Genomic DNA, 26,481 nt, shown 5'->3' on the forward strand with positions numbered 1-26,481 from the left:
TGTATTAAATTTCTGCTGGTAAAGGTTGCCAAACTTCCCCATACTTCTCTTTTAAAGTTTCCCAAGCTTCCACTTGTCCTAGTTCATATTCTCCTGGTTTACCCCATTGTAAAAATAAGCTTAAAGCAGACTCCTGTTTATCATCTAAAAACCGAATGGCATAGGTTGTAAAGTTACCTCTTTTCGCTTCACCTGTTTCAAATTTAACCTGAATAATTTTGTCCATATTCAAGTGAAACTCAAAGCCTTCGGTGTGCATATTTGCATACTTACCTTTAGGCAATTCTGCATAAAATAACTTTTCTATTTTGCCTCGTGCTTCTAATACAGCTGCGCTGCTAGTAACAATTAAACGCAAAGTTCCCAAAGTCTCGCAAGCTTCTAAAAAGTCTTTTAATGTTGTGGTCATTTGTCATTTGTCCTTTGTCATTTGTCGTTGATTAAACGATGATTCATAATACCAATTCAATTAATGATTGCAACATATCCTTGGGTAAAGACGCGACGCCAGTCGCTACAACGGGGAGGCAGCGCGGTCTTGGGGGTTCCCCCCATGAGCGACTGCCGTGGGAACCCCCGCAACGCGCTGGCTCATGAATCGCGTCTCTACAAATGGTCTATTTGTCGCATTCTTTTTTCAAATTGGTATAACTAATGCCCAATGCCCCATGCCCCATTCTCAATCTCTATTTTTCGTATTGTTCATAAGCCGCAACAATGCGCTGAACTAGCGGATGGCGCACGACATCTTTTTGAGAAAATTCGCAAAAAGCAATACCTTCAACGTGTTTTAAAATTTGTAAAGCTACTCCTAAACCCGATTGTTGGTGAAGTGGTAAATCAGTTTGTGTCATATCGCCTGTAATCACCATCCGCGAACGGAAACCCAAACGAGTCAAAACCATTTTCATTTGAGCAGGTGTAGTATTTTGCGCTTCATCTACAATTACAAAAGCGTTATTAAGGGTGCGTCCCCGCATATAAGCCAGTGGTGCGACTTCAATTACACCGCGTTCCATTAAACTGGGTACTTTTTCTGGATCGATAAATTCATAAATAGCATCGTAAAGTGGACGAAGATAGGGATTAACTTTCTGCTGTAAGTCTCCAGGCAAAAAACCGAGCTTTTCACCAGCTTCGACAGCAGGGCGAGTTAAAATTAGCTTTTCAAATTGGTTGGCAAGGAGTGCTTGGACGGCGACAACAACAGCGAGATAAGTCTTGCCAGTACCAGCAGGGCCAATTCCAAAGGTAAGATCGCGTTTGCGGAGTGCGTCGATATATTGACGCTGGCGGAAGGTTTTGGCACGGACTTCTTCACCCCGGCGACTTTTGGCGAGGACATTTCGCTGTAAATCTTGTAGTTCCCCTTGCCGATCGCTATCTATGGCTTGACGGGCTGTTAAAATATCCGCACTGGAAATAGTATTGCCTTTAATCCAGAGGTCTTCAAGCGATCGCACTAATCGAGAAGCCAAATCAATTTGCTTTTCAGTACCAGAAATCACTAATTCCTGTCCGCGTAGCACTAAAGTGGCTCCTGTTTGCTGAGATAAGATTTTGAGATTTTCTTCTCCATCTCCAGCTAGAGCGATCGCACTGGTAATATTCGGCAGCTGAATTGTTAAGGCACCTGCCATAGTATTTCTTAATTGGTGAGGATCTGTATTTGACAAAGGTTAATTTTTCTCGCTAACGGCGAATTTATACTTTTATTACCTACATTTTGAAAAATATTTGCAACAAATTAATCATCCATAGGGGCGTACAGCTTTCCCTCATCCCCTAACCCCTTCTCCCAATATGGGAGAAAGGGAACTGGAGAATTTACTCTCTCCCAACATGGTAGAGGGGCTGGGGGTGAGGGCATAGCCCCTACTGGTGAAGAGTTCAAAAAAAGATTTAAAAATCTTTTTGTTACTTTCCATCTTTATAAAAATTCTGAGCGGAGGTAACAACAACCGCTCAGATTTACTCTTTAGTTTCAACCTAACGGAGGCGCGGTTTAACAATGGGTTTAGGCCCATCATTTCGCGGTTCTCTCTTAATCGGCGGTGGCGATCGATCTTCAGTGTCTTCATCAAAAGACATACCCTCCCGGCCCGGAGTGGTGCTGCCGTAGATATCCAGGTATGTTGATTGCCCAGCTGCGGCTGCGGCTGCGGCAATTACTGTACGAATTGCCTGAATATTGCGTCCCCCTCGACCAAACACTTTTCCTTTATCTGTGCTTTCAAAGGCGATGCGAACCCAAACCCGGTTGAGGGCCTGAGAAATTTCACAATCGACGCTTAATGTTTCTGGAGATTCCAAAAACGGCTGTACCAAAAACCGAACCAGCTCAACATAGTTGGGGCTAGCTGTTGGGAGTTTTGTTCCGAAATTATGATGCGGCTGTTGCACTGACCTGCTCAAAAACATTAGCTTTTACTAGAATGCGACGAACGGTATCAGTGGGTTGAGCGCCTTGTTGTAGTCGCTTGACGATACCGGGAACGTCTAGTCGCACTTCATCAGTTCTGGGGTTATAATAACCCAATTCTTCTAAGGGACGGCCATCGCGGCGAGCGAGGTTGTTAATGGCGACAATGCGGTAACTTGCTTCCCGCTTTTTACCGAATCGTTTCAAGCGCAGTTTGATCATGGTTGAAGAATCATTCTCCTGTAGTTAGATATTAATTAGCAACTAATTGGTGAGGAAGTAACCTAAATCTGGCTGCTGCCGATAAATTAAGGGTTAGTTTCCTCTGCTAATAAATTCTGAGGTCGAAATGCTAATTTTAGCACTGCCTAGCATTTGCTGCTATTTGTCATTAGTGATTTGTCCTTTGTCATTGGTCATTAGCGAATGGCACGATTGTAAAGCTATAAGCTTTACCCTAACGGGTTAAGAGCCTGGAGGCTCCGCCTCCAGTGGCTTGACCAGAGGCAGAGCCTCTTGGAATACATTCCCAGTCTTCAGACTGGGAACGAGGTGACACAAGCCTTTCGCCTTTTCGTTAGTGCCATTCGCTCATTAGCAAATTACCAATGCCCCATGCCTAATGACTAAAGATTGCCAAAGCCTTTTTTCTTTTTATCTTTGGGTTTTTTCTTTTTTGTGGCTGAGGCACCATCATAACCTCGCCATCCTGGGGCTGCGGGACGATTACCAGCACCGGCGAAGGCGTTGCCCATACCGCCGCCACCGCCGAACATTCCCGGCATTCCAGGGAAGCTACCTTGACCCATTTGCTGCATGAGCGATCGCATTTTTTGGAAATCACCCACCAGTTTGCTGACATCTGACTCTCTATAGCCTGAGCCAGCAGCAATCCGCCGCCGCCGACTGGGAGAACTGGCTAATAAATCGGGGTCGTGGCGTTCTTGGCGAGTCATGGAGTTAATCATCGCCTCACAGCGCTTTAACTGGGTTTCTCCCTGTTTGAGTTGATCGTCTGAAAGCTTGTTCATCCCTGGAATCATCTTGATCAAGCCTCCCAGAGAACCCATGTTCTTTAGCATCCGCAGCTGCTTGAGAAAGTCAGTAAAGTCAAACTTTGCTGACAAAATTTTCTCCTGCATTTTCTCAGCATCAGCTAAGTCAAACTCTTCCTGGGCTTTTTCTACCAAAGTTAGCACATCGCCCATTCCCAAAATTCGGGATGCCATGCGATCGGGATAAAACGGTTGCAGTGCCTCGACTTTCTCACCCACGCCCACAAATTTAATCGGCGCTCCCGAAATCTTTCGCACCGAAAGCGCAGCACCACCACGGCTATCACCATCTAACTTGGTGAGAATTGCCCCAGTAATTCCAATCTGTTCGTGGAAGGTGCGGGTAAGATTTGCGGCCTCTTGACCAGTCATCGCGTCCACCACCAGCAGAGTTTCATGGGGTTGGACGGTTGCTTTGATGCGGGCTAATTCCGCCATCATATCTTCGTCAATTTGCAGACGACCAGCAGTATCAATAATTACCGTGTTGACACCTTCTGCTCTGGCGCGTTCTACACCTTGCCTTGCGATTTCTACGGGATCGGCGTCGCTTCCTAGTTCAAATACTGGTACGTCAATTTGCTTACCCAACGTCACCAACTGGTCGATCGCTGCTGGGCGATATACGTCTGTCGCCACCAACAAGCAGCTACGCTCTAATTTTCTCAGATGTAAGGCTAACTTAGCGGTAGCTGTGGTTTTACCAGTACCTTGCAACCCAGCCATCAGAATAATAGTAGGCTGTGCCTGGGCTTCTGCGATGGGAACATTTTCTTCTCCCATCACCTGCACCAGTTCATCATGAACAATTTTGATGAACTGTTGGTCAGGTCGCACGCCGGTAATCACCTCGGCTCCCTGTGCCTTGGCTTCGACTTCGCTAATAAAATCTTTTACTACCTGGAGATTGACATCTGCTTCCAACAGGGCGCGGCGCACTTCGCGCAATGCATCTTGAATGTTGGATTGAGAAATTTTGTCCTGTCCCCGCAGTTTTTTCCAGGCGGATTCTAAACGGTCAGATAATGCATCAAACATAATGTAATTACAGGTAGTTCGCCAATGGGGAATTCTAAACCGCCGATGAATGCGATCGCGAATTTCCACTAAAGTTTTAACGTGCTATCTACCAGCTTAGTATTTTTCACCGCGACTGTAGCAATCAGATACGGATTGGGGATTGGGGACTCTGATGATTGAATATTGCCTACTGCTGCGATCGCTAGTTCGTAATATTATCAGTTAGGTAGCTACGGTAGCCAAGATGTCGCAGCGAGTCAAAGTATACTCATACTCGATTTACCACTCGTCAAATTCATATATTGGTATCGCTCTTGCTGAAAAAGCATTGCAGGGTTTACCTGTTGATATTGAACGACGACCAATTTACATACCAAAGGAGCGAGGTATAAAGATAGTTGATTTACAAGGACGAAGTGAAAGCGCCGTGTTATCGTCCTATCACAAAGAAGATTGTCTGCGGTGGGCGAAAAAGTACGGCATTGAAATTCGGCTAAAAGAATTTGAAGAATTTGGTAGGTGGGTCAAGCGCTGGGAGAAAATGAAGTTTGGCCGCGAAGAACTTCCCGCGAGAGCCTATTACGCTGCTTGTGGAACTGGGAAGGAGCATCTGCTTGATGCCGCGTTCTTTCGAGCGACGTACATTGACCAACTTGATGTCAATGATGAGTCTGTGATTAAGAAAGTTGCAGATGATGTTGGGTTAAATGGCGATCGCATTCTTGAGTTAATCTACGGGGAAGCAGCAAAACTTGCAGCAGTGGCAGCTTTGGCAGAATACGAACAGTTTGGCTGTCCCGGAGTCCCAACTTGGGTAGTTGAAGGTGAGAGGTTTTGGGGAAAGGATCGTGTTGATTGGGTAACAGAAAAGGTAAAACAATTATGTAATACTGCTGTTACCAAAACAGTACTGAGTGCCGAGTGATAATTTTTCAGGTGAGTTGGAAAAATCATCACTTTGCTTCTTTGTTTATTCCTGGTCTAACTCCTTGACCTGATACCAATTTTACATGAGGCTACACATTATTTTGACCCCTCCCAACCTCCCCTTAGCAAGGGGAGGTGCCGCAGGCGGTGGGGTTCTTTCTATGCGCCTTCATAAAGAATTGCTATTAGCTAGTTATTTTTTAGTTGTTACCTGACGAATCGGCAACTCAATCACAAAGTCTGTACCTTTGCCAAGCTCAGATTGGCAGTATATTTTACCGTTGTGTTTTTCTGTAACTATCTGATAGCTGATAGACAGTCCCAAACCTGTACCTTTACCGACAACCTTAGTAGTAAAAAATGGATCGAACAGTCGAGAAAGGACTTTTTCATCTATGCCGAGTCCGTTGTCGGCGATGCGAATGACAATCCAATCTTTATTGAGCAGGGAGGTAGAAATTCGGATTTTGCAGGGGTTTTTTGCCAGTGCTTCAGAAGATTCCTTTGTAGTTCGTTCTTCTAGAGCATCAATGGCATTGGACAGCAAATTCATAAATACCTGATTCAATTGACCGGGATAGCATTCTATTAGAGGTAAAGTACCATAATCTTTGCTCACATGAATGGTGAGGCTATCAGCTGAAGGCTTCAAACGGTTTTGTAAAATCATTAATGTACTGTCGATGCCTTCGTGAATATTTGCTGGTTTGAAGTCAGCTTCGTCTAGGCGCGAGAAGTTCCGCAAAGATGTGACAATTTCCCGAATGCGTTCAGTGCCGACCTGCATGGACTGGAATAATTGAGGTAAATCTTCGACCAAATACGCTATTTCGGCTTTTTTGAAGAACTCTTGGATTTCTGGTGCGGCATCAGGATAATGATGCCAATAAAGTTGCACATAGCGAAGCAATTCTTGCGTGTATTGATGAGCGTGTTCTAAGTTGCCGTGGATAAAATTAATCGGGTTATTAATTTCATGGGCAACTCCCGCCACCAGTTGCCCCAAACTGGCCATTTTTTCAGCGTGGATAATTTGCATTTGGGCAGTACGCAGTTCATTCAGTGCTTGGGCGAGTTGATTCGCTTCTTCACGAGTTTGACCCAGCAAACTAGATTGTTGAAATAAGTTGGCTTGACGCAGCGCTACACTGAGTTGAGCCGCCACTTGAGTGACAAATTCCAATTCCGCTTCTTCCCAATGACGTGTATGGGTGCATTGGTGAATGCACAACAACCCCCACAGTTCATCCCCTTCCATCAATGGCACAATAATCTGTGCTTTGACTTGAAATCGCTCAATCACATCCAGATGAGGTACTTTCGAGCCAACGCTGTTGACATCAGATATTACTTGCACTTGCCCTTGACGATATTGGGGTGCGTATTGATCGCCGAAGCAATAGTCTTGCACCTTCACAGCGAGGGCAGAATCGAACTTGGGTAAGACATCTTCAGCAATAAATTCACCGCTACAAAAACCAACATTAGGATCGAAGCGGAAAATACCGACTCGATCTGTATTTAGCGATCGCCTCACTTCCTGTACTGTAGTCTTAAAGATCGTCTCCAAATCCAAAGATTCCCGAATTTTGACGACCAAATCAAATAAAATCCGGCGCTGTTCAGCCGATTGTTGCAGTTCATCAGCGCGAGTTTGAATTTGAGTCACCATTTGAGAACTTTGCAGTGCCACTCCTAGTTGGCTAGCAACCTGTCCCAAAAATTCCACTTCCACACTATCCCACTGGCGCGGTGCAGAATGTTGATAGGCTGCCAGCAATCCCCATAAATTCCGTCCCACAAAAATTGGGGTTAACGCATAAGCGCGAATTTTGAACTGCTCCAAAATATCGAGGTGACAGCGCGAGTGTCCAGCTTGATAAATATCCTCTACAGCAAAATTTTCATTGTTGCGGTAGCGTCCGCCTTTGGTTTCTTGAAGGTGAGTATCTTCCCAAACGAGATTTTTGCCAAAGGGATTAATACTGTCCCACTGTGCCTCAACCATGCCGAAATTACTGACGAATTCGCCACTCCAGTCTTCATTGAAACGATAAACGCCAACTCGCTCAACTCGCAGCAGTTTACATACTTCTTGGCAAGTAGTTTTTAGAATTAAATCAATATTTAAAGAGGAGCGAATTTTCCCAACCACTTCAGTTAATGCTCGTTGCCTTGCGATCGCATCTTGTAGGGCAGAAGCTTGTTGTTTCGACTGAGCCAAATTCTCGGCTTGCTGAATCGCGACTCCCAATTGTGCCCCTACTTGTCCCAGGAATTCAACTTCGTAATTTGCCCATTGGCGCGGCCCGGAGTGTTGATAGGCTGCTATCAGTCCCCACAGTTTTGGCCCGATGAAGATGGGCGCTAAGGTATATGCCCGAATCTTGAATTGCTCCAGAATATCGATGTGACAACGCGAGTGTCCGGCTTGGTAGATGTCGTTGACAACAAAACTTTCGTTATTGCGGTAGCGTCCACCTTTCGTTTCTTGAAGGTGGGTATCTTGCCAAACGAGATTTTTGCCAAAGGGATTGATTCTATCCCACTGCGCCTCTACCATGCCGAATTGGCTGACAAATTCGCCGCTCCAGTCTTCATTAAAGCGGTAAATTGCTGACCGCTCTAGCTTCAGGAGTTTGCAGAGTTCTTGACAGGCAGTGTCTAGAATAATTTCGGTATTCACAGAGGAGCGAATATTTCCTACTACTTCCGTCAAAGCACGTTGCCGTGCGATCGCATCTTGCAGTTCTGCTGTGCGTTGTTTGGTTTGTTCTAGGGTTTCTGTCTGCTGCATTGCTAGACCAAGATGGCTGGCAGCTTGAGCGAAAAATTCAACTTCGTGAGGACACCATTGCCGAGGAGCGGAGTGTTGATAGGCTGCCAGCATTCCCCACAATTTTGCACCAATAAAAATCGGTGCGATCGCATACGCCCGAATCTGAAACTGTTCTAATACTTCAATATGACAGCGAGCGTGCCCTGCATCGTAAATGTCAGCTACAGCAAACGGCTCATTTTTGCGATATCGTCCGCCTTGGGTTTCTTGCAAATGCGAATCTTGCCACACCAAGTCCTGTCCAAAGGCGGTCAATGCATCCCAAGGATGTTCTGCAAAGCCCAAGCGATCAATAAAACTACCGCTCCAATCTTCATTAAAGCGGTAGATTGCAACTCGCTCAATCTTCAATTGCCGACAAATATCTTGGCAAGAAGTCGAACATAGAGATTCGATGTTTACAGATGCACGAATCTTAGCCAGAATCCTCGCCAATATTTTTTGATATTGAACCGTTAGCTGTAGCTGTTTGTGACACTCTTGCAGGTCTAAGTGTTTTGATGCTTCATAACTGTTCGCTGTCATAAATTATAAATAAAATAGACTACCTGCTTTCAGTATTCCCTTGTTTATTTGTAATTGCTCAACTAGTCTTGGTTAGTGGAGAGTCTTGATTACTTGTAGTTTCCTCTGCGGTTTTTAGTTTATGGATTTTATTTCATAGCTTTACTATCAAGGCTTATTTTGCCTAGTTCTATAGTCGTTTTAGGTCGGGTAGCTTTTCTATTTATTTAGGTAATCTCTATCTCAGCCTCTTGTTAATAGTGTTGAGCAATTACAAAATCAATTCATCATTAGTTTTGGGTATAGAGGGTCTAACTTTAATTATGAAAAATAGAAAACTGGTAAGTATTTTTATTTAGAGATACCGCGATTTACCCGTAGTGTAAAAATTACATAAATAACTCATATTGATTGCGTCAAAAAGCTCAGTATAATTCAAAGAGTCTTCTTTATTTTGCCTCTTGCCTGCTAAATCAACGTGAGTTCGATGAACCTCTCCCTCCCAACCTCCCTCTCCCACGGGGAAAGGGAGGAGCAAGGAGAAATTAGGGTTTTGGCTCCCCTCTCCGTGCAGGGCTGTTTCATTCGTTCAGATCGCGATTTTGTCAACAGTATCAGCAAAAAATTTGAGTAAGTTGGTAATCGAAAAATTACGGCTTCAACCGATAAATTTAAGTGCGATCGCCTGGTTTTTGTCTGAATTGGATTGTTAACAACCTGATTTTTTTGACTGATACGCTTGTAAATTAAGGACTTTTAGGGAATGAAACAGCCCTGCCTCTCCGTGTCGGAGAGTTGGGGGAGAGGTCAAAAAAGGGCTTGTCGAACTCACGTTCAGTTAAGCTAATCCATACATAGCAAGCTTTTTGCGCTTTTCTATCCGTCGAACTCACGTTAATAAACATTAGGGGCGCACAGCTAGCTGTGCGCCCCTAAGAATCACCTATAGCGATTCCCAATTGCATAGAATACAAACCTAACCCCCAGCCCCTTCCCTACTAGCGTTGGCGAGTAAGATTCAAAGCCTCTCTCCTTTTAGGAGAGAGGTTTGGAGAGAGGTCAAAACTGTACTGTACCCAAGCAAGAACCGCTATATATTCCAACCTACAAAAGTTTCGGGCTATGAAATCTGGATTACTTAGTAATGATTCAGGTTAATCCCAGCTTCTTTTGCCATTGCTTCTAACCCATTAATTTGTAGGGTTTTAATTGCTTTGGTAGACAATTTTAATCTTACCCAGCGATTTCCGCCTTCCCACCAAACACGCTTGTCTTGCAGATTAGCCTGCTGAAGGCGTTTAGTACGGCGGTGGGAGTGGGAAACAGCAAAAGCGTTATTTGCCTTCTTACCAGTTAGTTCACAGCGACGGGACATAGCAACTATCTCCAGATTGTTATTTTATTAATACAGCCTTTCCATTTTAGGTCTTAGGCAGCAGAAGTGGGGAGATGAGGAGGGGGAGCAGAGGGGCAGAGGGGCATAGGGGCAGGGGAGCAGGGGAGCAAGGGGGCAGGGGAGCAAGGGAGCAGGGGAGCGGGGGAGCAGGGGAAAAATAACTCCTAACTCCTAACTCCTAACTCTTAACTTCCTACTCAGCACTCAGCACTCAGCACTCAGCACTCAGCACTATTTACTCGCTTGTTCCGTCAGCTTGGTGAGTACCTCATTCGATCGCTCGACGAAGGATTTCATTCCCTCTGCGTCAAATCCTTTCTGAGACATCAGCGCTAAATCGTAGACGTGTTGACAAATCAAGTTGACTAACTGATCTGTAGATGATTCACCGTTACCTTGAATGATACTACCTTGGTTCAGATTAGCCAGATTTTGAATTAGCGGGTGAGCAGTATTCACCAGCAAAATGTGATCTTCGGGAAACTCTGCTGACTGCTGCTGCATCATGGCGTTCATTTCCCGCAGGCGGCGGAGAATCTCTGGTAAAAGCACGATCGCAGGTGGTGTCCCTTGAGGATCGTCTGATTTCAACGCTTCGATACGGATGTTGAGTTTGGGTTTGTTGAGGGATTTCTCAAATAACTCTTTGATCGTCTCGCTCCGAGTTTTGTTCGTCTTGGGATCGACAATTTCCTTATCTTTATCTTGTTCCAGCAGAGTGTTATCTAAATCTGAGTCTACCCGCGTAAACTTGACATCCTGATATTCTCGCTCTAGGAAGTTGATAAAGTGGGTATCAATGAAGGAGTCCATAAACAGGACTTCCAAACCTTGATTTTTGTGCAATTCTATGTATGTAGCTTGGGTTGCTTCATCGGTGCTGTAGAAAACCCGATTTTCGTTGCGTTCTTTGTTGCGTTCTAGATACTCTTTCAGCGTAGTATAGGGAGCGCTGGGTGCTGAGTCAGAACTGGGTGCAGGAGTGACATCTTGCCAAGCATCCCCGTCTGAAGATTGGACTTCAACCACTGGCGTTTCAGCCGCAACTTTTTCTGTCAACTTGGCAGTGGTGCGGAAGACGATGATATCTTCGATTTGTTTTTTGAATTTCTCGTCGTTGAGAACACCAAATTTTACGAAAGTGCCGAGGTCTTTCCAGGCGCTAATGTATTGTTCACGATTATCGCGGAAAAGTTCTTTGAGGCGATCGCCTACTTTTTTGGCAATATAATCACCAATTCTGCGCACGGTGCGATCGCCTTGCAAGGCACTACGCGATACGTTTAGGGGAATATCGGTACTATCAATCACACCCCGCATCGGCATCAGAAATTGCGGGATAATTTCTTCGCAGTTGTCACTAACAAAAACTTGATTGCAAAATAGCTTGATCTGCCCTTTGGTAACATCTACATCCGGTCGCATTTTCGGGAAATACAGAATCCCGTTGATGATAAAGGGATAGTCTGTATTTAGATGTACCCATAACAAAGGTTCTTCTTGAAAAGGATACAGGTAGCGGTAAAACTCTAAATAATCTTCTTGAGTCAGATTACTCGGAGACTCTCGCCACGGTGCTTTTTGCTTATTTATTACTTCGCCATCTAGTTTAATTGGGACTGGCAAAAAGTCGCAGTATGTCTTGACAAGATTCTTAATTCGTGCAGATTCGAGAAATTCCTCTTCTTCCCCTTGCAGGCTGAGAATAATAGTAGTACCGCGAGTTGTTCGGGAAGATTCTTCGAGAGTGAAAGCTGGGGAACCATCACAAGTCCAGTGAACCGCCTGCGCCCCTTCTTGATAGGAAAGGGTATCAATTTCTACCTTTTGCGCCACCATGAAGGAAGAGTAGAAACCAAGACCGAAGTGGCCGATTATCGGTTGATCTGATTTGCCTTCATATTTATGAATAAATTCTTCAGCACTAGAGAAGGCAACTTGATTGATATATTTCTTAACTTCATCTGCGGTCATCCCGATACCGTTATCGGAAATTGATAGAGTTTTCTTATCTTTGTCAATGGCAATTTCAATTTCTGGTTCGCCGATGTCTCCAGCATAATCGCCGGCGCGGGATACCATTTTTAGCTTTTGGATGGCGTCTACAGCGTTGGATACCAGTTCCCGCAAGAATATTTGGTGATCTGAGTAAAGCGACTTCTTGATGATCGGGAAAATATTCTCAGTATGAATACTGATAGTGCCTTGTTCTAGCATAATTGGTAATTTTCGATGTTAGTATCTGAAACGATGATAGTAGGTAATACAACCTAGCCCTCTGTTTTCCAGGATAAACCCGGAGAACACAGAAGGGCATGATACCAATTAGGATTTTAAAAGCATAGCTTAGGCGATCGCTCGTTTTTTGAGCATTGTTTGCCGCCATTTTCTGATTCGGATTCCCCTACTTCCGACTCCCCACTCCCCACAGATTGCCGTTTAAGTATTACTAGAATTCTTCTCCAACACCAAAAAATAATGGTAGGGATAACTGGGATCGATAAATTCTTGCTTAACAGTTAACCCAGCTTTGGCAACAGAGTTTAAAATCCGCGTTTTCGGATATCCTTTCAAACCCATTTCCCAGCAGTGTTCGTCACATACTGGCGTTGTACTCCAGAATTTTGGCACATTGAATAGTAAATGCCTTGGTCTGCCTGAGAAAGAGGTTTTCACCTGAAACGAGAGGTATTGAGTGCAATAGGGAATCGAAATCACCAAAAATTTCTTGGTTGCAATAGCAAGTTTTCTCAATGCTTCTTCTGACTGAGGGTAGGGAAAGTGTTCCAGAACTTGAAACAGGACAATCGCATCAAATTTATCTTTTGGTAAGGAAAAATCTGTAGTCAAATCCAAAATTATTTCTGGTTTGAGGCTGGGGTCAACATCAGCAGTGGAAACGTTGTATCCATTATTCTTCAAGATATCTGTTAATAGAGAATTAAAAATCCCAATTTCCAGAACGTTTTTTACCTGATTACCCAGCGAAAAAATTAGACGCAACTGGTGATGATAACTGATGAGGCGATTTTTGGATAAATATTCTGAATTTCTAATATCTAACGAGCTGATGAGTTGCATAAATAAGCCTACCTAAGCTGAGAGATTAACAAAATTGGTGGGTATACAACTACAGGATTCCCGGAACAATCTTCAAAGTAACAGTACCTTGTTTCGTTTGTATACACTACATCTCCTAGAAGGCTACGGTACACACACATCTTGGTAATGAAGCCCAAACCTTGGATTTACCCCCCTTAATCCCCCCGATGTATTGGGGGGAAATATCCGGTTCTCCCCCTTTACAAGGGAGAAATATCCGGTTCTGCTACTTACTAAGGAGGGAAATATCCGGTTCTCCCCCTTAGCAAGGGGGAGTTAGAGGGGGTGAGAAGGACTTGTATACACACCGTAGCCTAGAAGAAGAGAGGCTTTGAAGGGGGATTTTTCAGGGCAAAATATCACTAACACCAAACGTATTACTTTAACGAGTAGGATTTTACGCGCTAAAGTATTTGGCTAACGGGTGATAGGTAATAATCGCAGTGGTAGACTGTTCTGGATAAAGTTGTTCGCTTTCATCCATATACAAGTTAATCCTGTCAGTCTGCAATAACTCCAGTTGCTTGTATTGGTCTTGGATATTTGGACAAGCTGGATACCCAAAACTATACCGCGAGCCACGATAGCGTTGTGCTAATATATCCCGAATATTATCGGGTTCCTCAGCAGCAAAACCTAACTCCCGGCGAATTCTAGCGTGTGTCCACTCAGCTACAGCTTCCGCCACCTGCACCGCCATACCGTGGAAATACAGATAATCGGTGTATTGATTGGCAGCAAACAACTTTTGAGCGAACTCTGTGGCAATTTCCCCGACAGTCACCGCTTGCATTGGGAAGACATCAATAATTCCCGACTCCTTCGGTGCAAAGAAATCTGCTATGCACAGCCGCCTTAAAGACTTTTGTCTGGGAAACTCGAAAGTTGCAATCTGTTGTGATTGACTTTCTGAGTCATATATATGTAGAGAATTCCCCTCGGCTTGACAAGGGAAATATCCGTAAATCACCTGCGGATGTAACAGATTCTCCTCAATAATCCGCTGTTTCCAACTTTCTAAAACTGGGTACACTTTCTCCGCTAAGAAAGCCTGATATTCTTCCTTAGATTGTTCCTTTGGTTTGCGGAATTGCCACTGTCCAGCAACCAAAGCTTGTAAATCCAAGTGCCAGAATATTTCTTCGATGGGAATATCACTAGGCTGCAATAACTTCGTTCCCCAGAAAGGCGGTGTGGGACGTTCAATATCTATTGCCACAGCTTCGGAACGCCTTGTATCTACTACTTTTGGTTCAGCAGATGTTTCTTCAGCAGTTGTCGCTTTTGGTTCTTTGTGGCCATTAGTCGAAACTTCAGCAGTTTCAACTTCGTTCAAAAATCCCTGCAAATCTTCCCAGTTATTAGTTGCCTTTGCTGGCATTAATTTATCCATGAAGTGCAAGTCAGAAAAGGCATCTTTGCCATAAACAACTTTACCTTTGTAGGTATTTTGGCAATCATCATAGACAAACTTGGGAGTTAACGCCGCACCACCTAAAATCACAGGGACACTAATTCCCTTTTCGTTGAATACCTCCAAATTCTCTTTCATGAAGGCGGTGGATTTTACCAGCAAACCACTCATTGCAATACAATCAGCTTTATGCTGTTCGTAAGCGTTGATGATGTTTTCCACCGGCTGCTTAATCCCCAAGTTAATCACCTTGTAGCCGTTGTTGGACAAGATGATATCCACCAAGTTTTTACCAATGTCGTGGACATCGCCTTTGACTGTGGCAATGATAAAGGTTCCCTTGGCATTGTTACCCGATTCTGATTTTTCCATGAACGGTTCGAGAAACGCCACCGCCGCTTTCATGGTTTCCGCAGATTGCAAAACGAAGGGTAGCTGCATTTGTCCAGAACCGAATAATTCCCCGACAACTTTCATGCCATCTAGCAGGAAGGTGTTGATAATCTCCAAGGGGGGATATTCTTCTAAGGCTTTTTTCAGATGTTCTTCTAAGCCGATGCGTTCGCCATCGATGATGTGACGTTTGAGACGTTCTGGGATGGGGAGACTTTCATCTAAGGAGCGATCGCGCTTAGTTGTCACCCCGGCAAACGCTGTGGTAAGCTCTCCCAAGGGATCGTAAACGCAAACATTACCCTCAAACTTCCGCTCATCATAAATCAACTGGCGACAGATTTCTTGATGGCGGGCGTCAATCTTCGATAACGGTAAAATTTTGTTAGCGCTGACAATGGCTGCATCCATTCCCGCCGTCGTCGCTTCGTGCAAAAATACTGAGTTTAGCACCATCCGTGAGGCTGGATTTAAACCAAAGGAAATATTGGAAACACCCAAAATCACATGGCATCCAGGCAATTCTTGACGAATCCGGTGGATAGATTCAATTGTGGCTTTACCGTTTTCTCGGTCTTCTTCAATCCCGGTGGAAATGGGTAACGCTAGGGTATCAAAGAATATTTCTGTGGGTGGTATGCCATATTCTACAGCTTGACGGTATGCACGTTGGGCGATCGCAAACTTTTTGTCTGCTGTCCGCGCCATCCCATCTTCATCGATAGTACCAATGACTACACCAGCACCATATTTTTTCGCTAACTCCAGCACCTTCAAAAAGCGCGGTTCCCCATCTTCGTAGTTGGTGGAATTCAGCAAACACTTACCACCGGCAACCTTTAAACCTGCCTCCATCTTTTCCCATTCGGTGGAGTCGAGCATTAAAGGCAATGTCACATTATTAACAATGCGCGAAACTAATTCGTGCATATCCCGCACACCGTCGCGTCCCACATAATCGACGTTGACATCAAGGATGTGTGCGCCTTCTTTTACTTGCGCCCTCGCCATTGAAACGAGTCCATCCCAATCTTCGGCGTTTAGCAAATCGCGGCACTTCTTGGAACCACTGGCGTTGAGACGTTCGCCAACTATCAAGAAGGAATTATCTTGGTCGTAGGGCTGAGTGGTGTAAATTGATGCTGCTGCTGGTTCTAAACTTGGTTGTCTAACTTTTGGCTTCAGACCTTTAGCTACTTCTGCCAATTGTTGAATGTGTTCTGGACGTGTCCCACAGCAACCCCCGATCACTTGGACACCCAAATCTTCAACAAAATGCATCAATGACATCCGTAATTCTAACGGTGTCAGGCGGTAGTGCGCTTGACCGCCAACGTTTTCAGGTAAACCCGCGTTGGGAATACAGGAAACGATGAAAGGTGAATGTTCTGACAAATACTTGATATGTGGTTTCATCAAGTCTGGGCCAGTGGCACAGTTTAGACCGAGAATATCTATTGGGTAAGGTTCCAGAATTGTTAGCACAGCACTGATTTCTGAACCAACCAACATTGTGCCCATGCTTTCCATTGTCACAGACACCATCAACGGACGGCGATCGCCTTTTTTGGCAAACACTTCTTCAATGGCATTCAGCGCCGCCTTAATTTGCAGCACATCTTGGCAAGTTTCCACCAAAAATAAATCGACACCGCCATCCCACAGCGCCTCTGCTTGTTCCGCAAAAGTAGCTTTCATGGTGTCAAAGTCAATGTGTCCCAAAGTTGGGAGTTTCGTTGTCGGGCCGATGGAACCTGCCACAAACCGGGGTTTTTCTGGCGTGGAGAATTCCGCAGCCACACGCTTCGCCAATTCTGCGGCTGTCTTGCTGAGGTAATAAGCTTGGTCTGCCAAGTCATATTCTGCCAGCACCAGGGATGTACTGCCGAAGGTATCGGTTTCAATGACATCTGCACCAGCAGCGAGAAAGTCGCGGTGAACCTTAGCCACAGCTTCCGGTTTCGTGTGGACTAAGTATTCGTTACAACCTTCATACTGTGGGCCGCCGAAGTCTTCAGCAGTCAGGTTTTGGGTTTGTAAGTTGGTTCCCATCGCCCCGTCGAAAACGAGGACTGGGCTATCTGGACTACGCAGGCGTTCAAGGAAAGAATGAGTCATATTTTCCTAGAATAAATGAGGATATCAAGTGAGTCTTGTGATACTCGACTTACTTTATTATTTTCCAAGATTGTGATATTTTCGGCATCTTTTCATAAAGTCTGTTTTCCTGAAACTCACCATTGGCTCATTTTGACCTGATTTATCAAGGTTGGCGATAACAGAATTATGCAAAAGCGTCCTTATATCATGTGGCTTGATTGCTTATTAGAGCCGAAGAACCCCACCAAAGATACGCTTTGTCTCCTCTCCCCTTGCTAAGGCTACGGTTTACATACAAGTCTGAAATAGCTTATTAACCAAGCTTTTACCCCACCCTAACCCTCCCCTTATAAAGGGGAGGGAACTGGATTTTTTATTTCCCCCCAATATATCGGGGGGATTAAGGGGGGTAATTCACTGAGGAACGAAACGCAACCTACATTGGAGTTATTTTTTAGGCAAAACCTACGCAGTATTGACACAGGTGGGATTTAACTGATTCTACATATAGTCAGATGAAATATTTCTGCCAAGTTTCTTATCTTGGGATCACAGCTTAGAGTTGTTACTCCGTTCAGCTCAAAGATGGAAAAAACACTAGGAGTATAACTTGAGTCTTACTATGGATTTAAATTCTTTGTTCAATCTCAATACATTTATTGAATTATTACTGGGGATTAGTTTGAGCGCGGCGGCTGGCTTTCGAGTATTTGTACCACTGCTAGCATTGAGTGTGGCTTCAGTTTTTGGACATTTAGATTTGCCAACTAACTTTGATTGGGTGGAAACACCTCAAGCTGTAATTGTTTTTGCAGTCGCTTGTTCGCTAGAAATTATCGGTTATTACATTCCTTGGTTGGATCATCTGCTGGATGTTGTTGCCACTCCTGCGGCATTTATCACCGGGACAATCGTCACAGCATCTGTTGCTCCAGAGATGAATCCACTGGCGCAATGGACATTAGCTTTAGTTGCTGGTGGTGGAACCGCAGGATTAACTCAGGGATTAACGAATATATTGCGGATAAGTTCTACAGGCGTTTCCGGTGGATTAACCAATCCTGTTGTGTCAACTATTGAGTTGCTCATCGCTATCGGACTGTCTGTGCTGGCGCTAGCTTTGCCAGTGGTAGCAGGAACGATCGTGATTGGTTTTCTAATAATAGCTATTCAAAGAATTTGGAATTTCTTCTTGAATAAACCATCTTCTCAAATTAACGAAACCGTTTCTCCATCAAGAGAATTGGGATAAGTACTTATGGATTTGTTTTATAGCTGCGACGCCGAATAGCCCGCACTTCTCTACGAGACGCTCCGCGAACGACAAGCTCAGTGACCATCGTAGACATCGCAATTATATCAATCCTAAATGAGTTGTGAAAATGCGCGATGTCCACATCCCCGACTTCTCGAACAAGTCGGGGATCTAATTTTTCACGAATGATTTAGGATCGCAATTATAAAGCGATCGTAGTTGTAGGATGTGTTACGCTTTCGCGCTAGCACACCTTTTGAACTTCGTGAATGAGTCTTTGAACTCCGTTAACGAGTCTTTTATACTCGTGAATGAGTCTTTTAGCTCCGTTAACGAGTCTTTTATACTCGTGAATGAGTCTTTGAACTCCGTTAACGAGTCTTTGAACTCCGTGAATGAGTCTTTGAACTCCGTTAACGAGTCTTTTAGCTCCGTGAATGAGTCTTTTAGCTCCGTTAACGAGTCTTTGAACTCCGTTAACGAGTCTTTTAGCTCCGTTAACGAGTCTTTGAACTCCGTTAAGGAGTAAATGTTATTGCCAAGCGATCGCCTACGACAAGTATTGTATCCTAAGCACCCTGCAAATTTAAATATTACAGCCCTTTCTACGCAGATAGAACACATTAATCTAGCCTTACTCCCCATAACCTGCGATACACTAAGCTGGTAAATATCGCTACAGAGTTGGTGAGGTTTGCAGGTGACAAACGAAGAACTGTTGCAAATTATTGAACAAGCTGCCAGGGAAAAGGCAACGCATCTATCCCTCTCTGGCAATCAATTGAGCAGCCTACCGCCACAAATCAGGCAAATCATTAAGAGCGCTACACGATGAAGATTTTCACACCCACCAATCCACTACCCACAGCATTGAAATTAAATAGCTTTTAACAGCACTATTGCAGGGATTCTCAAGGTATATTTGACTAGAATTAAGGTATTATAGCGATTATTATTTGGATACTATAAGCGGTAGGGGGTTTACAGAAGTGCGCCTCTACAACTGACACGCCAGTTTAGCTATAAATTAATATCTACGGTTTTACGGGTATTAGAAAAATGAAGTTTACAGACTGGGTGACTAGAGTGCTACTAATCTGGCTGATGTTCGCCACTCTAATTGTAGTGCTGCTAATTGGACGAGCAACAAAATTACACAACAATCCGACAACCTCCCGTGCAGCCAATCCACAGGTTACAGCTTTCAGTAAATATCCCCAGGCGCAATTTCAATCAGCGAAAGAGCCAGAGAAGAAATTTCAAAATGTTATCAAGTCCCCAGTCAAGACTAACCAGCCTGTCGCAAGATACATAACCACTCAAGCTTTTGCACAGTACAGACCTAATTATCAAGTTGTCTCAGTCGATCCAAGTAACTACGGTGAACGTTACGCCCAAGATGTTAATGGCATTCCTCTCAGCAACCAACCAATTATCGTCATCCATGAAACTGGTTATTCAGCTTCTAGCGCCATCAATTTCTTTCAAGTAGCCCATAACGATGAAAGTGTGCAAGCAAGTTACCACGCTTTAATCAAGTTAGACGGAACGGTGGTTTATCTAGTACCCCCAGACAAGCGGGCTTTTGGTGCAGCTAACTCTGTGTTTGAGACCCCACAGGGAGTGGAAACTGTGCAGACTAATCCGACTTTACCCGCGTCTGTGAATAATTTTGCTTATCACGTCTCTTTGGAAACACCGCCAGATAGTTATGACAGTAGCAGCCAACAAACCCATAGCGGCTACACGGAGGCTCAATATCATTCTCTTGCTTGGTTAATTGCTCAAAGTCAAGTTCCAGACGATCGCATCACTACGCACCATTTAGTAGACCGTTCTGGTAAAAAAGTTGACCCGATAAGTTTTGATGGTCAGAAATTTCTGAGCTTACTTAATACTTATCGTCAGGTTAGACCAGTCTATCGAGTCAGCAAATAAATTATTCAATCTTGTGGGCTGGGATCTTGCCATATTTTGCCCTCAGCCCCTCTCCCAAGTTTGAGCTACGGTGTATACACAAGTCTGAAATAGTTTACTCACGTGGTTCTTCGTGTCAGTTTTACCCCACCCTAACCCTCCCCGTATGTATTGGGGAGGGAACTAAATTTCCTGTTTCCCCCCTTGATAAGGGGGGATTAAGGGGGGTAATTTGACTTGTGTATACACCGTAGCTCCCATGTTGGGAGAAGGGGTTAGGGGATGAGGGCTGTCTTTAATTTTGAATTGTAAACTTGCTCAAGAAGGCGCGATCGCGTCAAAATAAGAGTTAAGACGCTGTAATCTAACTTAACAATGACCACAACGCAGCTTGAGCAAATTTCCCCTCAATTAACACCGCCAAATGAGCGGGGATATGAATACGATCTGGTAATTGTCGGCGGTGGGATTATTGGGTTAACTCTAGCCTCTGCTTTAAAAGATTCTGGCTTGAGTGTCTTGCTAATTGAGGCGAAAGTAGCATCTGCGGCGGTAGCCAAGGGACAAGCTTATGCAGTTCACAAACTTTCGTCGCTAATTTATCAAGGAATTGGCGTTTGGGACAAAATGTTACCTCAAATAGCCAAGTATTGCCGAGTCCGTCTTTCAGATGCCGATCACCCCGATGTGGTGGAATTTACCACAGATGATATAAATACAGCAGAGTTGGGTTATGTAGCGGAACACCAAGCTTTGTTGCAGCCGTTGCAAGATTTCGTCCAAGATTGCCCCAATGTGACTTATTTGTGTCCGGCGGAAGTGGTAAATACGCAATACCAGCAGAATATAGTCGCCATTGAGATAAAAGTTGCCGATCGCCTCAAGACAGTTCGCAGCAAATTAGTTGTAGCAGCAGATGGATCGCGATCGCCAATTCGGCAAGCTGCTGGAATCAAAACCTCTGGCTGGAAATATTGGCAATCTTGCATCGTCGCCTTTGTCAAACCAGAAAAACCCCACAATAACACCGCTTACGAAAGATTTTGGTCTAGCGGGCCCTTTGCGATTTTACCTTTACCGGGGAACCGTTGCCGCATTGTCTGGACAGCCCCCCATGAAGAAGCAAAAGCTTTGTGTGCTTTAAATGATGAGCAATTTTTGGCAGAACTAAGCCGCCGCTATGGCGATCGGATGGGAAAATTGGAATTACTAGGCGATCGCTTTGTTTTTCAAGTACAACTCATGCAAAGCGATCGCTATGTTCTCCCGCGACTGGCATTAATTGGTGATGCGGCGCACAATTGCCATCCCGTCGGCGGACAAGGTTTAAATTTGGGTATTCGGGATGCCGCAGCTTTGGCGCAAGTAATTCAAGCAGCGCACAAAGCGGGTAAAGATATTGGCGATATTCAGATTCTCAAAGGTTATGAACGCTGGCGCAAGCTAGAGAATCTGACAATTTTAGGTTTCACCGATTTGTTAGATCGGATGTTCTCTAATAATTTCTTCCCCGTGGTGGTAGTTCGTCGCTTGGGTTTATGGTTCTTGCAGCGAGTACCTATATTAAAAGTATTTATGCTGAAATTGATGATTGGCTTAAAAGGGCGGACTCCAGAATTAGCAAAACGATAAAGTTTGAGAATGCGATCGCTGATATGTTTACTTTTTAAATTTGCAAAAAGTTTGCGATCGCTTGCGGTAATGGCAAAATAATTACAATCAACAAAGCCATTGCCAGTAACCCCCAAACGTCACGTTTGTTATCTAATTCAGTGACATCATTCAGTGCAGGTTCATCAATCAACGGCATAAATAATAAGATAATCGCCCACACCAAAAATTCTTCCCGAACTAAAGAAAGTAACAGCAACAACACACGAGCGATTTGACCAATTATGATCGCAGTTCGTTGTCCAAACATCGCATGGACAATGTGACCTCCATCTAATTGTCCCACAGGCATTAAATTTAACGCTGTGACAACTAGTCCTAAAAAACCTGCTACTGCAACTGGATGCAAATCGAGGGCTGATGTTGCTGTTAACTGACTTCCCAAAGCTAACTTCGAGAGTATAGCCAGTAAAATTGAATATTTAGGATTGAGAGCATCAGGATTTAAAAGTCGGGTTTTTTCAGTCAGGGAAACTATATCAGAATGAGCCAAACCCCATATTAGTAGTGGCAAGGTGACAACAAAACCTGCAATTGGCCCAGCGATACTAATATCAAATAAAGCTTTGCGGTTGGGAATAGGACTACGCATCTGAATAAATGCGCCAAAAGTTCCCAAGAAGAAAGGCACGGGAATAAAGTAAGGCAACGTCGAGCGAATCTTGTAAAATTTAGCTGTTAAATAATGCCCAAGTTCGTGAGTGCCCAAAATAGCCATCAGTCCTAAAGCATAAGGCAATCCCTTGAATAGGACATCTGGGTTAGATAGAAGTTTGAACAAAGATCCAATTTGCCAGATAGGCGGCAGAGTAACACCAGTATTTTGCACTCCCACCAAGGTAGTAGTGATCAAAGTAGCTACTAGCAGTATCAGCGCTAATCCTGGTCGAGTTAATCGTTCCTGGTTGCGTCGTGGTGTATCTGTCTGTTTCGCAGCTTGAGTGTTGGGAACTAGGACAAAGAAAGGTTTGCCATTGAAGCCTTCTTGAAAAATCAGCAAGAAGCGATCGCCAAATTGTGCTTCAATATTAGTTTTAATCTGCTGGTAAGCGTTGCTAGCTTTAGTTCGCAACTGACCCCGGCAAATCACAGATTGTGGACGATACTCAATATTTTGAACGTAGTATACAGACCAAGGAAAACAATTTCGCAGTTGAGTTTCTTCGGCTGGTTCAATGGGACGCACTATTGGTTCTGGGATAGGCTGGATAGTCGGTTGTGATTCTGAGGCTGGGGTTTGGGCTTCGTCTGTCTGCGTATCTCTTGGTACTTGACGCCCCCATTGAAACAACACCCAGTACAAGACTGTGCAGACAAATACTGACCAGAGGATCAGCCCTGGCGGTGGAGGTTGTTTCGCTCCGTAGATGAGCGTCCATCCGCTCAACAGAAATGCTGGTGTCATTAAAACCAGCCACAACAACCATACTGGTGTGCGGGTGATGCGAGCAACGCTGCGCTGCACCATTAGATAAGTAGCAAGCCCCAGCAGGAGGATAAACAGAAACCAAAATGCCATGTTCTCTTCAGTAATTTTGACAAAACGCCCCACCAGTAGCTTCAGCACCATAGCATTAACTACAAGGCAGACCTCAAATCCCAATTTTTTTTCACAACGGTTAACAGTGCTGGTTAACGCTCAAGTTGCAATTCTTGAGAATTTCCACACTGTCATCAAATTGTCCACAACTCCTCAGTTTCGGTTCTTTGATTATGTGCCCTTTACCTCAACAGCCAAGTCATACAACTAAGCCACCACGGGCTGTCTTCCCTGACGAAGTTCTCAGCGGAGGTTCTCTGCAATCGGACTTCGCACAAGAGAGCATTTTTGCCTTTCCACCCAATCGGGACACATTAGGGGGAACCTCTTATTTTATTGTAAGAAATGAAGGCAATATCCTCATAGATTGCCCTGCACTAGAAAAAACAAATCAAGATTTTTTAGCAGCGCATGGAGGCGTGCGTTGGTTATTTGTCACCCATCGCGGTGCTATTGGCAAGACTGCTGAATTTCAGCAAGCTTTTGGCTGCGAGGTGCTGATTCAAGAGCAAGAAGCGTATTTATTACCAGGCTTAACCGTAACTACCTTTAGACAAGAATTTACTCTTGATGCAGCTATGCAAGTGATTTGGACACCAGGGCATTCTCCCGGCTCATCTTGTCTCTACTACAGCGAACTTGGGGGTATATTATTTTCTGGTCGCCATTTACTCCCTAACCAGCACGGTCAAGCAGTACCATTACGGACAGCTAAAACCTTTCACTGGCCAAGGCAAATTCAGAGTCTTCGATTATTGTTAGAACGTTTTACACCAGAAACTCTCCAGTATATTTGTCCTGGAGCTAATACAGGATTTCTTAGAGGTAAGCGAGTTATAGATCGAGCTTATCAACACCTCGCCTCTCTGGATTTACTAACTTTGCTGGGGATACAACCATTTTAGAAGTAGGGGGGCGCAAGGCCTTGCACCCCTACTAATCAATATTTAGGTTGAGCGTGAGTGCAAGACTATAACAGCTCGGTGATGGAAAACAAGCGTTGTCGGTCTATTTGTTGAAGCTTGATTTTTTCAGTGTAGAAAGCCTGATAATAGTATTCATAGCGCTCTGGTTCCGCTTCTGGATCGGTTTGTTGCCATAGTTCCAAAAAGTGACGATAGCGTTTTTCAAGCATCACTAAATCCATACAAGCGATCGCAGCTTGAACTACTTGCCCAGTCCGCAGTATTTCTTTCTGGTTTTTTTCATCCACATGAAATAAATGGGAAATTAACCCAATTTCGCTGTCAAATTCTAAAAACCGATCTTGGAGGCGGGAAATTAAATTTGGTAGAGACGCAAAGTTTTTTGTCTCTCCATCACCGGATGAAATTTCTAAAATCTGTTGCCATAAAAATCGGTGGTGGGAAAGACTAAATTGCAAATCTCGCTCCTCTAGTTCGTCAACAATCATTTGACGCTGTTCGGGACAATGCAAGTAAATTCGCAATAATAATGCCTCTGCGTGTTCTAAAAGGCTGCGTTCTGTAGGGAGTGAGGAGTTGGGAATGGACAGTGAGGATTTGCCACCTCCCCATGCTTTCTTCGCTGACACAGGCCTAGAATATGTAGCCGCAGCCGGAGCAATTTGAGTTAACAGATTTTCGACTCTTAAGGGTATAAGTCTGGTATCTCCTAAACTGAGTATTTCTGCACAGTAAGAAACGTAATAGTTGCGTGTATCGCTGTTAGCAATATTTTTAAGTAATTTGACTATTTGCTGAGTTACTTGCTGAAAATCAGTAGCCTGTTTTAAGTCTCGGTCTTGAATAATTTGCTGAATCTGCCAGTCTAGCCAAAGTGGCGCATTTTTTAGCAGTTCTCCATAATCTTCTGGAGTGTGACTATGCAAGTATTCATCAGCATCTTTGCCATCGGGTAAATTGAGAATTTTTAGCTGAACTTCGCCCTTGTATGCGAGTTCGGCAATTTCACCAATCGCCCGTTCTGCGGCATTGATTCCAGCTTTATCAGCATCAAAGTTGAGTATTAATTGTTTTGATTCGGTGTAGCGTAATATTAACCGGACTTGTTCTAAGCTTAAAGCTGTACCGAGTGAGGCAACAGCGTTATTAATACCAGCGGCGTGGAGAGCGATCGCATCAAAATATCCTTCCACCACCACGGCTCGATCGAGTTTAGAAATACCATCTTTGGCTCGATCGAGGGCAAATAAGGTTTTACCTTTACTAAAAAGTTCGGTTTCGGGTGAATTCAAATATTTAGGCTGTTCATCAGTCAAAGTTCTCCCACCAAAGGCAATGACGCGCCCTTGAACATCACGGATGGGAATCATCAAGCGATCGCGAAATACATCATAATACCCACCACCTTCCCGGCGTGGCTTAATCAATCCCGCTTTTTCCAGTATTTGCACTGGGTAATGTTTATCATCCACTAAATAACGATAAAGAGTTTCCCATCCTGCGGGAGCATAACCTAAACCAAATTGCTGTATAGTTTCTTCTTTGAGTTGGCGGTTAGATTGCAAATATTGAAGTGCTTTTTGTCCTTGGGATTGTCTCAAGGCGTGTTGATAAAACTGTGCTGAGGAAGCCAGAACTTCATATAACTGCTCGCGCAAAGATAGTTGGCGCTGTAATTCTTGGCGTTGTTCGGGTTCGAGAGTTTGTATAGGTACTTGGTAACGCCGTGCTAAATCCAGCACCACATCAGCAAAAGAACGCTTTCCCAACTCCATGACAAACTTAATCGCATTTCCCCCAGCTTGACAGCCAAAGCAATAATACATTTGCTTGGTTTGACTAACGGTGAAACTGGGAGATTTCTCATCATGGAAGGGGCACAAACCGACAAAATCCTTTCCTCGTTTGCGTAAAACTACGTATTCCGAGACGACATCTACAATATCAGCCCGTAGTTTAACTTCCTCAATTGTGTCTGGGTGCAAGCGGGGGATTTGCAT

At 44.2% G+C, this 26,481-nt stretch carries 18 protein-coding genes and 1 pseudogene; 6 read left to right on the forward strand and 13 right to left on the reverse strand.

Going from position 1 to position 26,481, the window contains the following annotated elements:
- Positions 1-4: 4 nt before the first annotated feature.
- The 5 genes from RMZ42_RS17140 to ffh all read right to left on the reverse strand — a co-directional run bounded on the left by RMZ42_RS17140 (position 5) and on the right by ffh (position 4,515).
- On the reverse strand, positions 5-409 hold the full coding sequence (locus tag RMZ42_RS17140) for a ChuX/HutX family heme-like substrate-binding protein (RefSeq protein ID WP_322672511.1): 405 nt from the start codon (positions 407-409) through the stop codon (positions 5-7).
- A gap of 277 nt (positions 410-686) precedes the next feature.
- Complete coding sequence (locus RMZ42_RS17145) at positions 687-1,640, reverse strand: PhoH family protein (protein WP_322672512.1); 954 nt, start codon at positions 1,638-1,640, stop codon at positions 687-689.
- Positions 1,641-1,989: 349 nt separating this feature from the next.
- Positions 1,990-2,421 carry a KH domain-containing protein gene (locus RMZ42_RS17150; protein ID WP_322672513.1) on the reverse strand — a complete coding sequence of 144 codons (432 nt, stop codon included), beginning with the start codon at positions 2,419-2,421 and terminating at the stop codon, positions 1,990-1,992.
- Complete coding sequence (rpsP, locus tag RMZ42_RS17155; protein WP_322672514.1) at positions 2,384-2,644, reverse strand: 30S ribosomal protein S16; 261 nt, start codon at positions 2,642-2,644, stop codon at positions 2,384-2,386. The genes RMZ42_RS17150 and rpsP overlap by 38 nt, the downstream gene beginning before the upstream one ends.
- A gap of 404 nt (positions 2,645-3,048) precedes the next feature.
- Complete coding sequence (ffh, locus tag RMZ42_RS17160; RefSeq protein WP_322672592.1) at positions 3,049-4,515, reverse strand: signal recognition particle protein; 1,467 nt, start codon at positions 4,513-4,515, stop codon at positions 3,049-3,051.
- 226 nt (positions 4,516-4,741) lie between these two features.
- Between ffh and RMZ42_RS17165 the strand changes: the two genes are divergently transcribed.
- Positions 4,742-5,422, forward strand: coding sequence for a DsbA family protein (locus RMZ42_RS17165; protein ID WP_322672515.1), 681 nt, complete (start codon positions 4,742-4,744; stop codon positions 5,420-5,422).
- Positions 5,423-5,617: 195 nt separating this feature from the next.
- On the opposite strand, the gene RMZ42_RS17170 is transcribed toward RMZ42_RS17165, so the two are convergent.
- From RMZ42_RS17170 to metH, 5 genes are all read right to left on the reverse strand, one after another.
- A complete protein-coding gene (locus tag RMZ42_RS17170) occupies positions 5,618-8,788 on the reverse strand; it encodes a GAF domain-containing protein (protein ID WP_322672516.1) in 3,171 nt (1,056 codons plus the stop codon).
- Between the two features lie 1,117 nt (positions 8,789-9,905).
- Complete coding sequence (gene rpmB / locus RMZ42_RS17175) at positions 9,906-10,142, reverse strand: 50S ribosomal protein L28 (protein ID WP_322672517.1); 237 nt, start codon at positions 10,140-10,142, stop codon at positions 9,906-9,908.
- A gap of 252 nt (positions 10,143-10,394) precedes the next feature.
- Positions 10,395-12,380, reverse strand: coding sequence for a molecular chaperone HtpG (gene htpG / locus RMZ42_RS17180; RefSeq protein ID WP_322672518.1), 1,986 nt, complete (start codon positions 12,378-12,380; stop codon positions 10,395-10,397).
- Between the two features lie 222 nt (positions 12,381-12,602).
- Positions 12,603-13,244, reverse strand: coding sequence for a class I SAM-dependent methyltransferase (locus RMZ42_RS17185; protein WP_322663304.1), 642 nt, complete (start codon positions 13,242-13,244; stop codon positions 12,603-12,605).
- Between the two features lie 418 nt (positions 13,245-13,662).
- Positions 13,663-17,190 carry a methionine synthase gene (metH, locus tag RMZ42_RS17190; RefSeq protein ID WP_322672519.1) on the reverse strand — a complete coding sequence of 1,176 codons (3,528 nt, stop codon included), beginning with the start codon at positions 17,188-17,190 and terminating at the stop codon, positions 13,663-13,665.
- A gap of 604 nt (positions 17,191-17,794) precedes the next feature.
- Between metH and RMZ42_RS17195 the strand changes: the two genes are divergently transcribed.
- Positions 17,795-18,424, forward strand: coding sequence for a DUF4126 domain-containing protein (locus tag RMZ42_RS17195; RefSeq protein WP_322672520.1), 630 nt, complete (start codon positions 17,795-17,797; stop codon positions 18,422-18,424).
- Between the two features lie 247 nt (positions 18,425-18,671).
- Here the strand turns inward: RMZ42_RS17195 and RMZ42_RS34735 are convergent.
- A pseudogene (locus tag RMZ42_RS34735) lies at positions 18,672-18,917 on the reverse strand (hypothetical protein); the annotation flags it as partial.
- A gap of 210 nt (positions 18,918-19,127) precedes the next feature.
- Here RMZ42_RS34735 and RMZ42_RS17200 point away from each other — a divergent pair.
- The 3 genes from RMZ42_RS17200 to RMZ42_RS17210 all read left to right on the forward strand — a co-directional run bounded on the left by RMZ42_RS17200 (position 19,128) and on the right by RMZ42_RS17210 (position 21,976).
- On the forward strand, positions 19,128-19,262 hold the full coding sequence (locus RMZ42_RS17200) for a hypothetical protein (RefSeq protein WP_322672521.1): 135 nt from the start codon (positions 19,128-19,130) through the stop codon (positions 19,260-19,262).
- Positions 19,263-19,486: 224 nt separating this feature from the next.
- A complete protein-coding gene (locus RMZ42_RS17205) occupies positions 19,487-20,365 on the forward strand; it encodes a peptidoglycan recognition family protein (protein WP_322672522.1) in 879 nt (292 codons plus the stop codon).
- Between the two features lie 354 nt (positions 20,366-20,719).
- A complete protein-coding gene (locus RMZ42_RS17210; RefSeq protein WP_322672523.1) occupies positions 20,720-21,976 on the forward strand; it encodes an FAD-dependent hydroxylase in 1,257 nt (418 codons plus the stop codon).
- A gap of 34 nt (positions 21,977-22,010) precedes the next feature.
- Here RMZ42_RS17210 and RMZ42_RS17215 read toward each other — a convergent pair whose 3' ends face one another.
- On the reverse strand, positions 22,011-23,534 hold the full coding sequence (locus RMZ42_RS17215; protein WP_322672593.1) for a site-2 protease family protein: 1,524 nt from the start codon (positions 23,532-23,534) through the stop codon (positions 22,011-22,013).
- A gap of 194 nt (positions 23,535-23,728) precedes the next feature.
- Here RMZ42_RS17215 and RMZ42_RS17220 point away from each other — a divergent pair, with 194 nt between their 5' ends.
- Positions 23,729-24,460, forward strand: coding sequence for an MBL fold metallo-hydrolase (locus RMZ42_RS17220; RefSeq protein WP_322672524.1), 732 nt, complete (start codon positions 23,729-23,731; stop codon positions 24,458-24,460).
- Between the two features lie 65 nt (positions 24,461-24,525).
- On the opposite strand, the gene dnaG is transcribed toward RMZ42_RS17220, so the two are convergent.
- Entirely contained in the window at positions 24,526-26,481 is a 1,956-nt protein-coding gene (dnaG, locus tag RMZ42_RS17225; protein WP_322672525.1) for a DNA primase, read from the reverse strand.

Source organism: Nostoc sp. DedQUE05, from assembly GCF_034530955.1.
GTDB lineage: Bacteria > Cyanobacteriota > Cyanobacteriia > Cyanobacteriales > Nostocaceae > Nostoc.

Excerpts from the sequence above, each read along its gene's own strand:
- RMZ42_RS17210 (WP_322672523.1), top strand. The coding sequence starts at position 20,720 with ATGACCACAACGCAGCTTGAGCAAATTTCCCCTCAATTAACACCGCCA.
- RMZ42_RS17140 (WP_322672511.1), bottom strand. The coding sequence starts at position 409 with ATGACCACAACATTAAAAGACTTTTTAGAAGCTTGCGAGACTTTGGGA.
- rpsP (WP_322672514.1), bottom strand. The coding sequence starts at position 2,644 with ATGATCAAACTGCGCTTGAAACGATTCGGTAAAAAGCGGGAAGCAAGT.
- dnaG (WP_322672525.1), bottom strand. The coding sequence starts at position 26,481 with ATGCAAATCCCCCGCTTGCACCCAGACACAATTGAGGAAGTTAAACTA.
- rpmB (WP_322672517.1), bottom strand. The coding sequence starts at position 10,142 with ATGTCCCGTCGCTGTGAACTAACTGGTAAGAAGGCAAATAACGCTTTT.
- RMZ42_RS17215 (WP_322672593.1), bottom strand. The coding sequence starts at position 23,534 with ATGGCATTTTGGTTTCTGTTTATCCTCCTGCTGGGGCTTGCTACTTAT.
- htpG (WP_322672518.1), bottom strand. The coding sequence starts at position 12,380 with ATGCTAGAACAAGGCACTATCAGTATTCATACTGAGAATATTTTCCCG.
- RMZ42_RS17145 (WP_322672512.1), bottom strand. The coding sequence starts at position 1,640 with ATGGCAGGTGCCTTAACAATTCAGCTGCCGAATATTACCAGTGCGATC.
- RMZ42_RS17195 (WP_322672520.1), top strand. The coding sequence starts at position 17,795 with ATGGATTTAAATTCTTTGTTCAATCTCAATACATTTATTGAATTATTA.
- RMZ42_RS17185 (WP_322663304.1), bottom strand. The coding sequence starts at position 13,244 with ATGCAACTCATCAGCTCGTTAGATATTAGAAATTCAGAATATTTATCC.
- RMZ42_RS17170 (WP_322672516.1), bottom strand. The coding sequence starts at position 8,788 with ATGACAGCGAACAGTTATGAAGCATCAAAACACTTAGACCTGCAAGAG.
- RMZ42_RS17220 (WP_322672524.1), top strand. The coding sequence starts at position 23,729 with ATGTGCCCTTTACCTCAACAGCCAAGTCATACAACTAAGCCACCACGG.
- RMZ42_RS17165 (WP_322672515.1), top strand. The coding sequence starts at position 4,742 with ATGTCGCAGCGAGTCAAAGTATACTCATACTCGATTTACCACTCGTCA.
- RMZ42_RS17205 (WP_322672522.1), top strand. The coding sequence starts at position 19,487 with ATGAAGTTTACAGACTGGGTGACTAGAGTGCTACTAATCTGGCTGATG.
- RMZ42_RS17150 (WP_322672513.1), bottom strand. The coding sequence starts at position 2,421 with ATGTTTTTGAGCAGGTCAGTGCAACAGCCGCATCATAATTTCGGAACA.
- metH (WP_322672519.1), bottom strand. The coding sequence starts at position 17,190 with ATGACTCATTCTTTCCTTGAACGCCTGCGTAGTCCAGATAGCCCAGTC.
- ffh (WP_322672592.1), bottom strand. The coding sequence starts at position 4,515 with ATGTTTGATGCATTATCTGACCGTTTAGAATCCGCCTGGAAAAAACTG.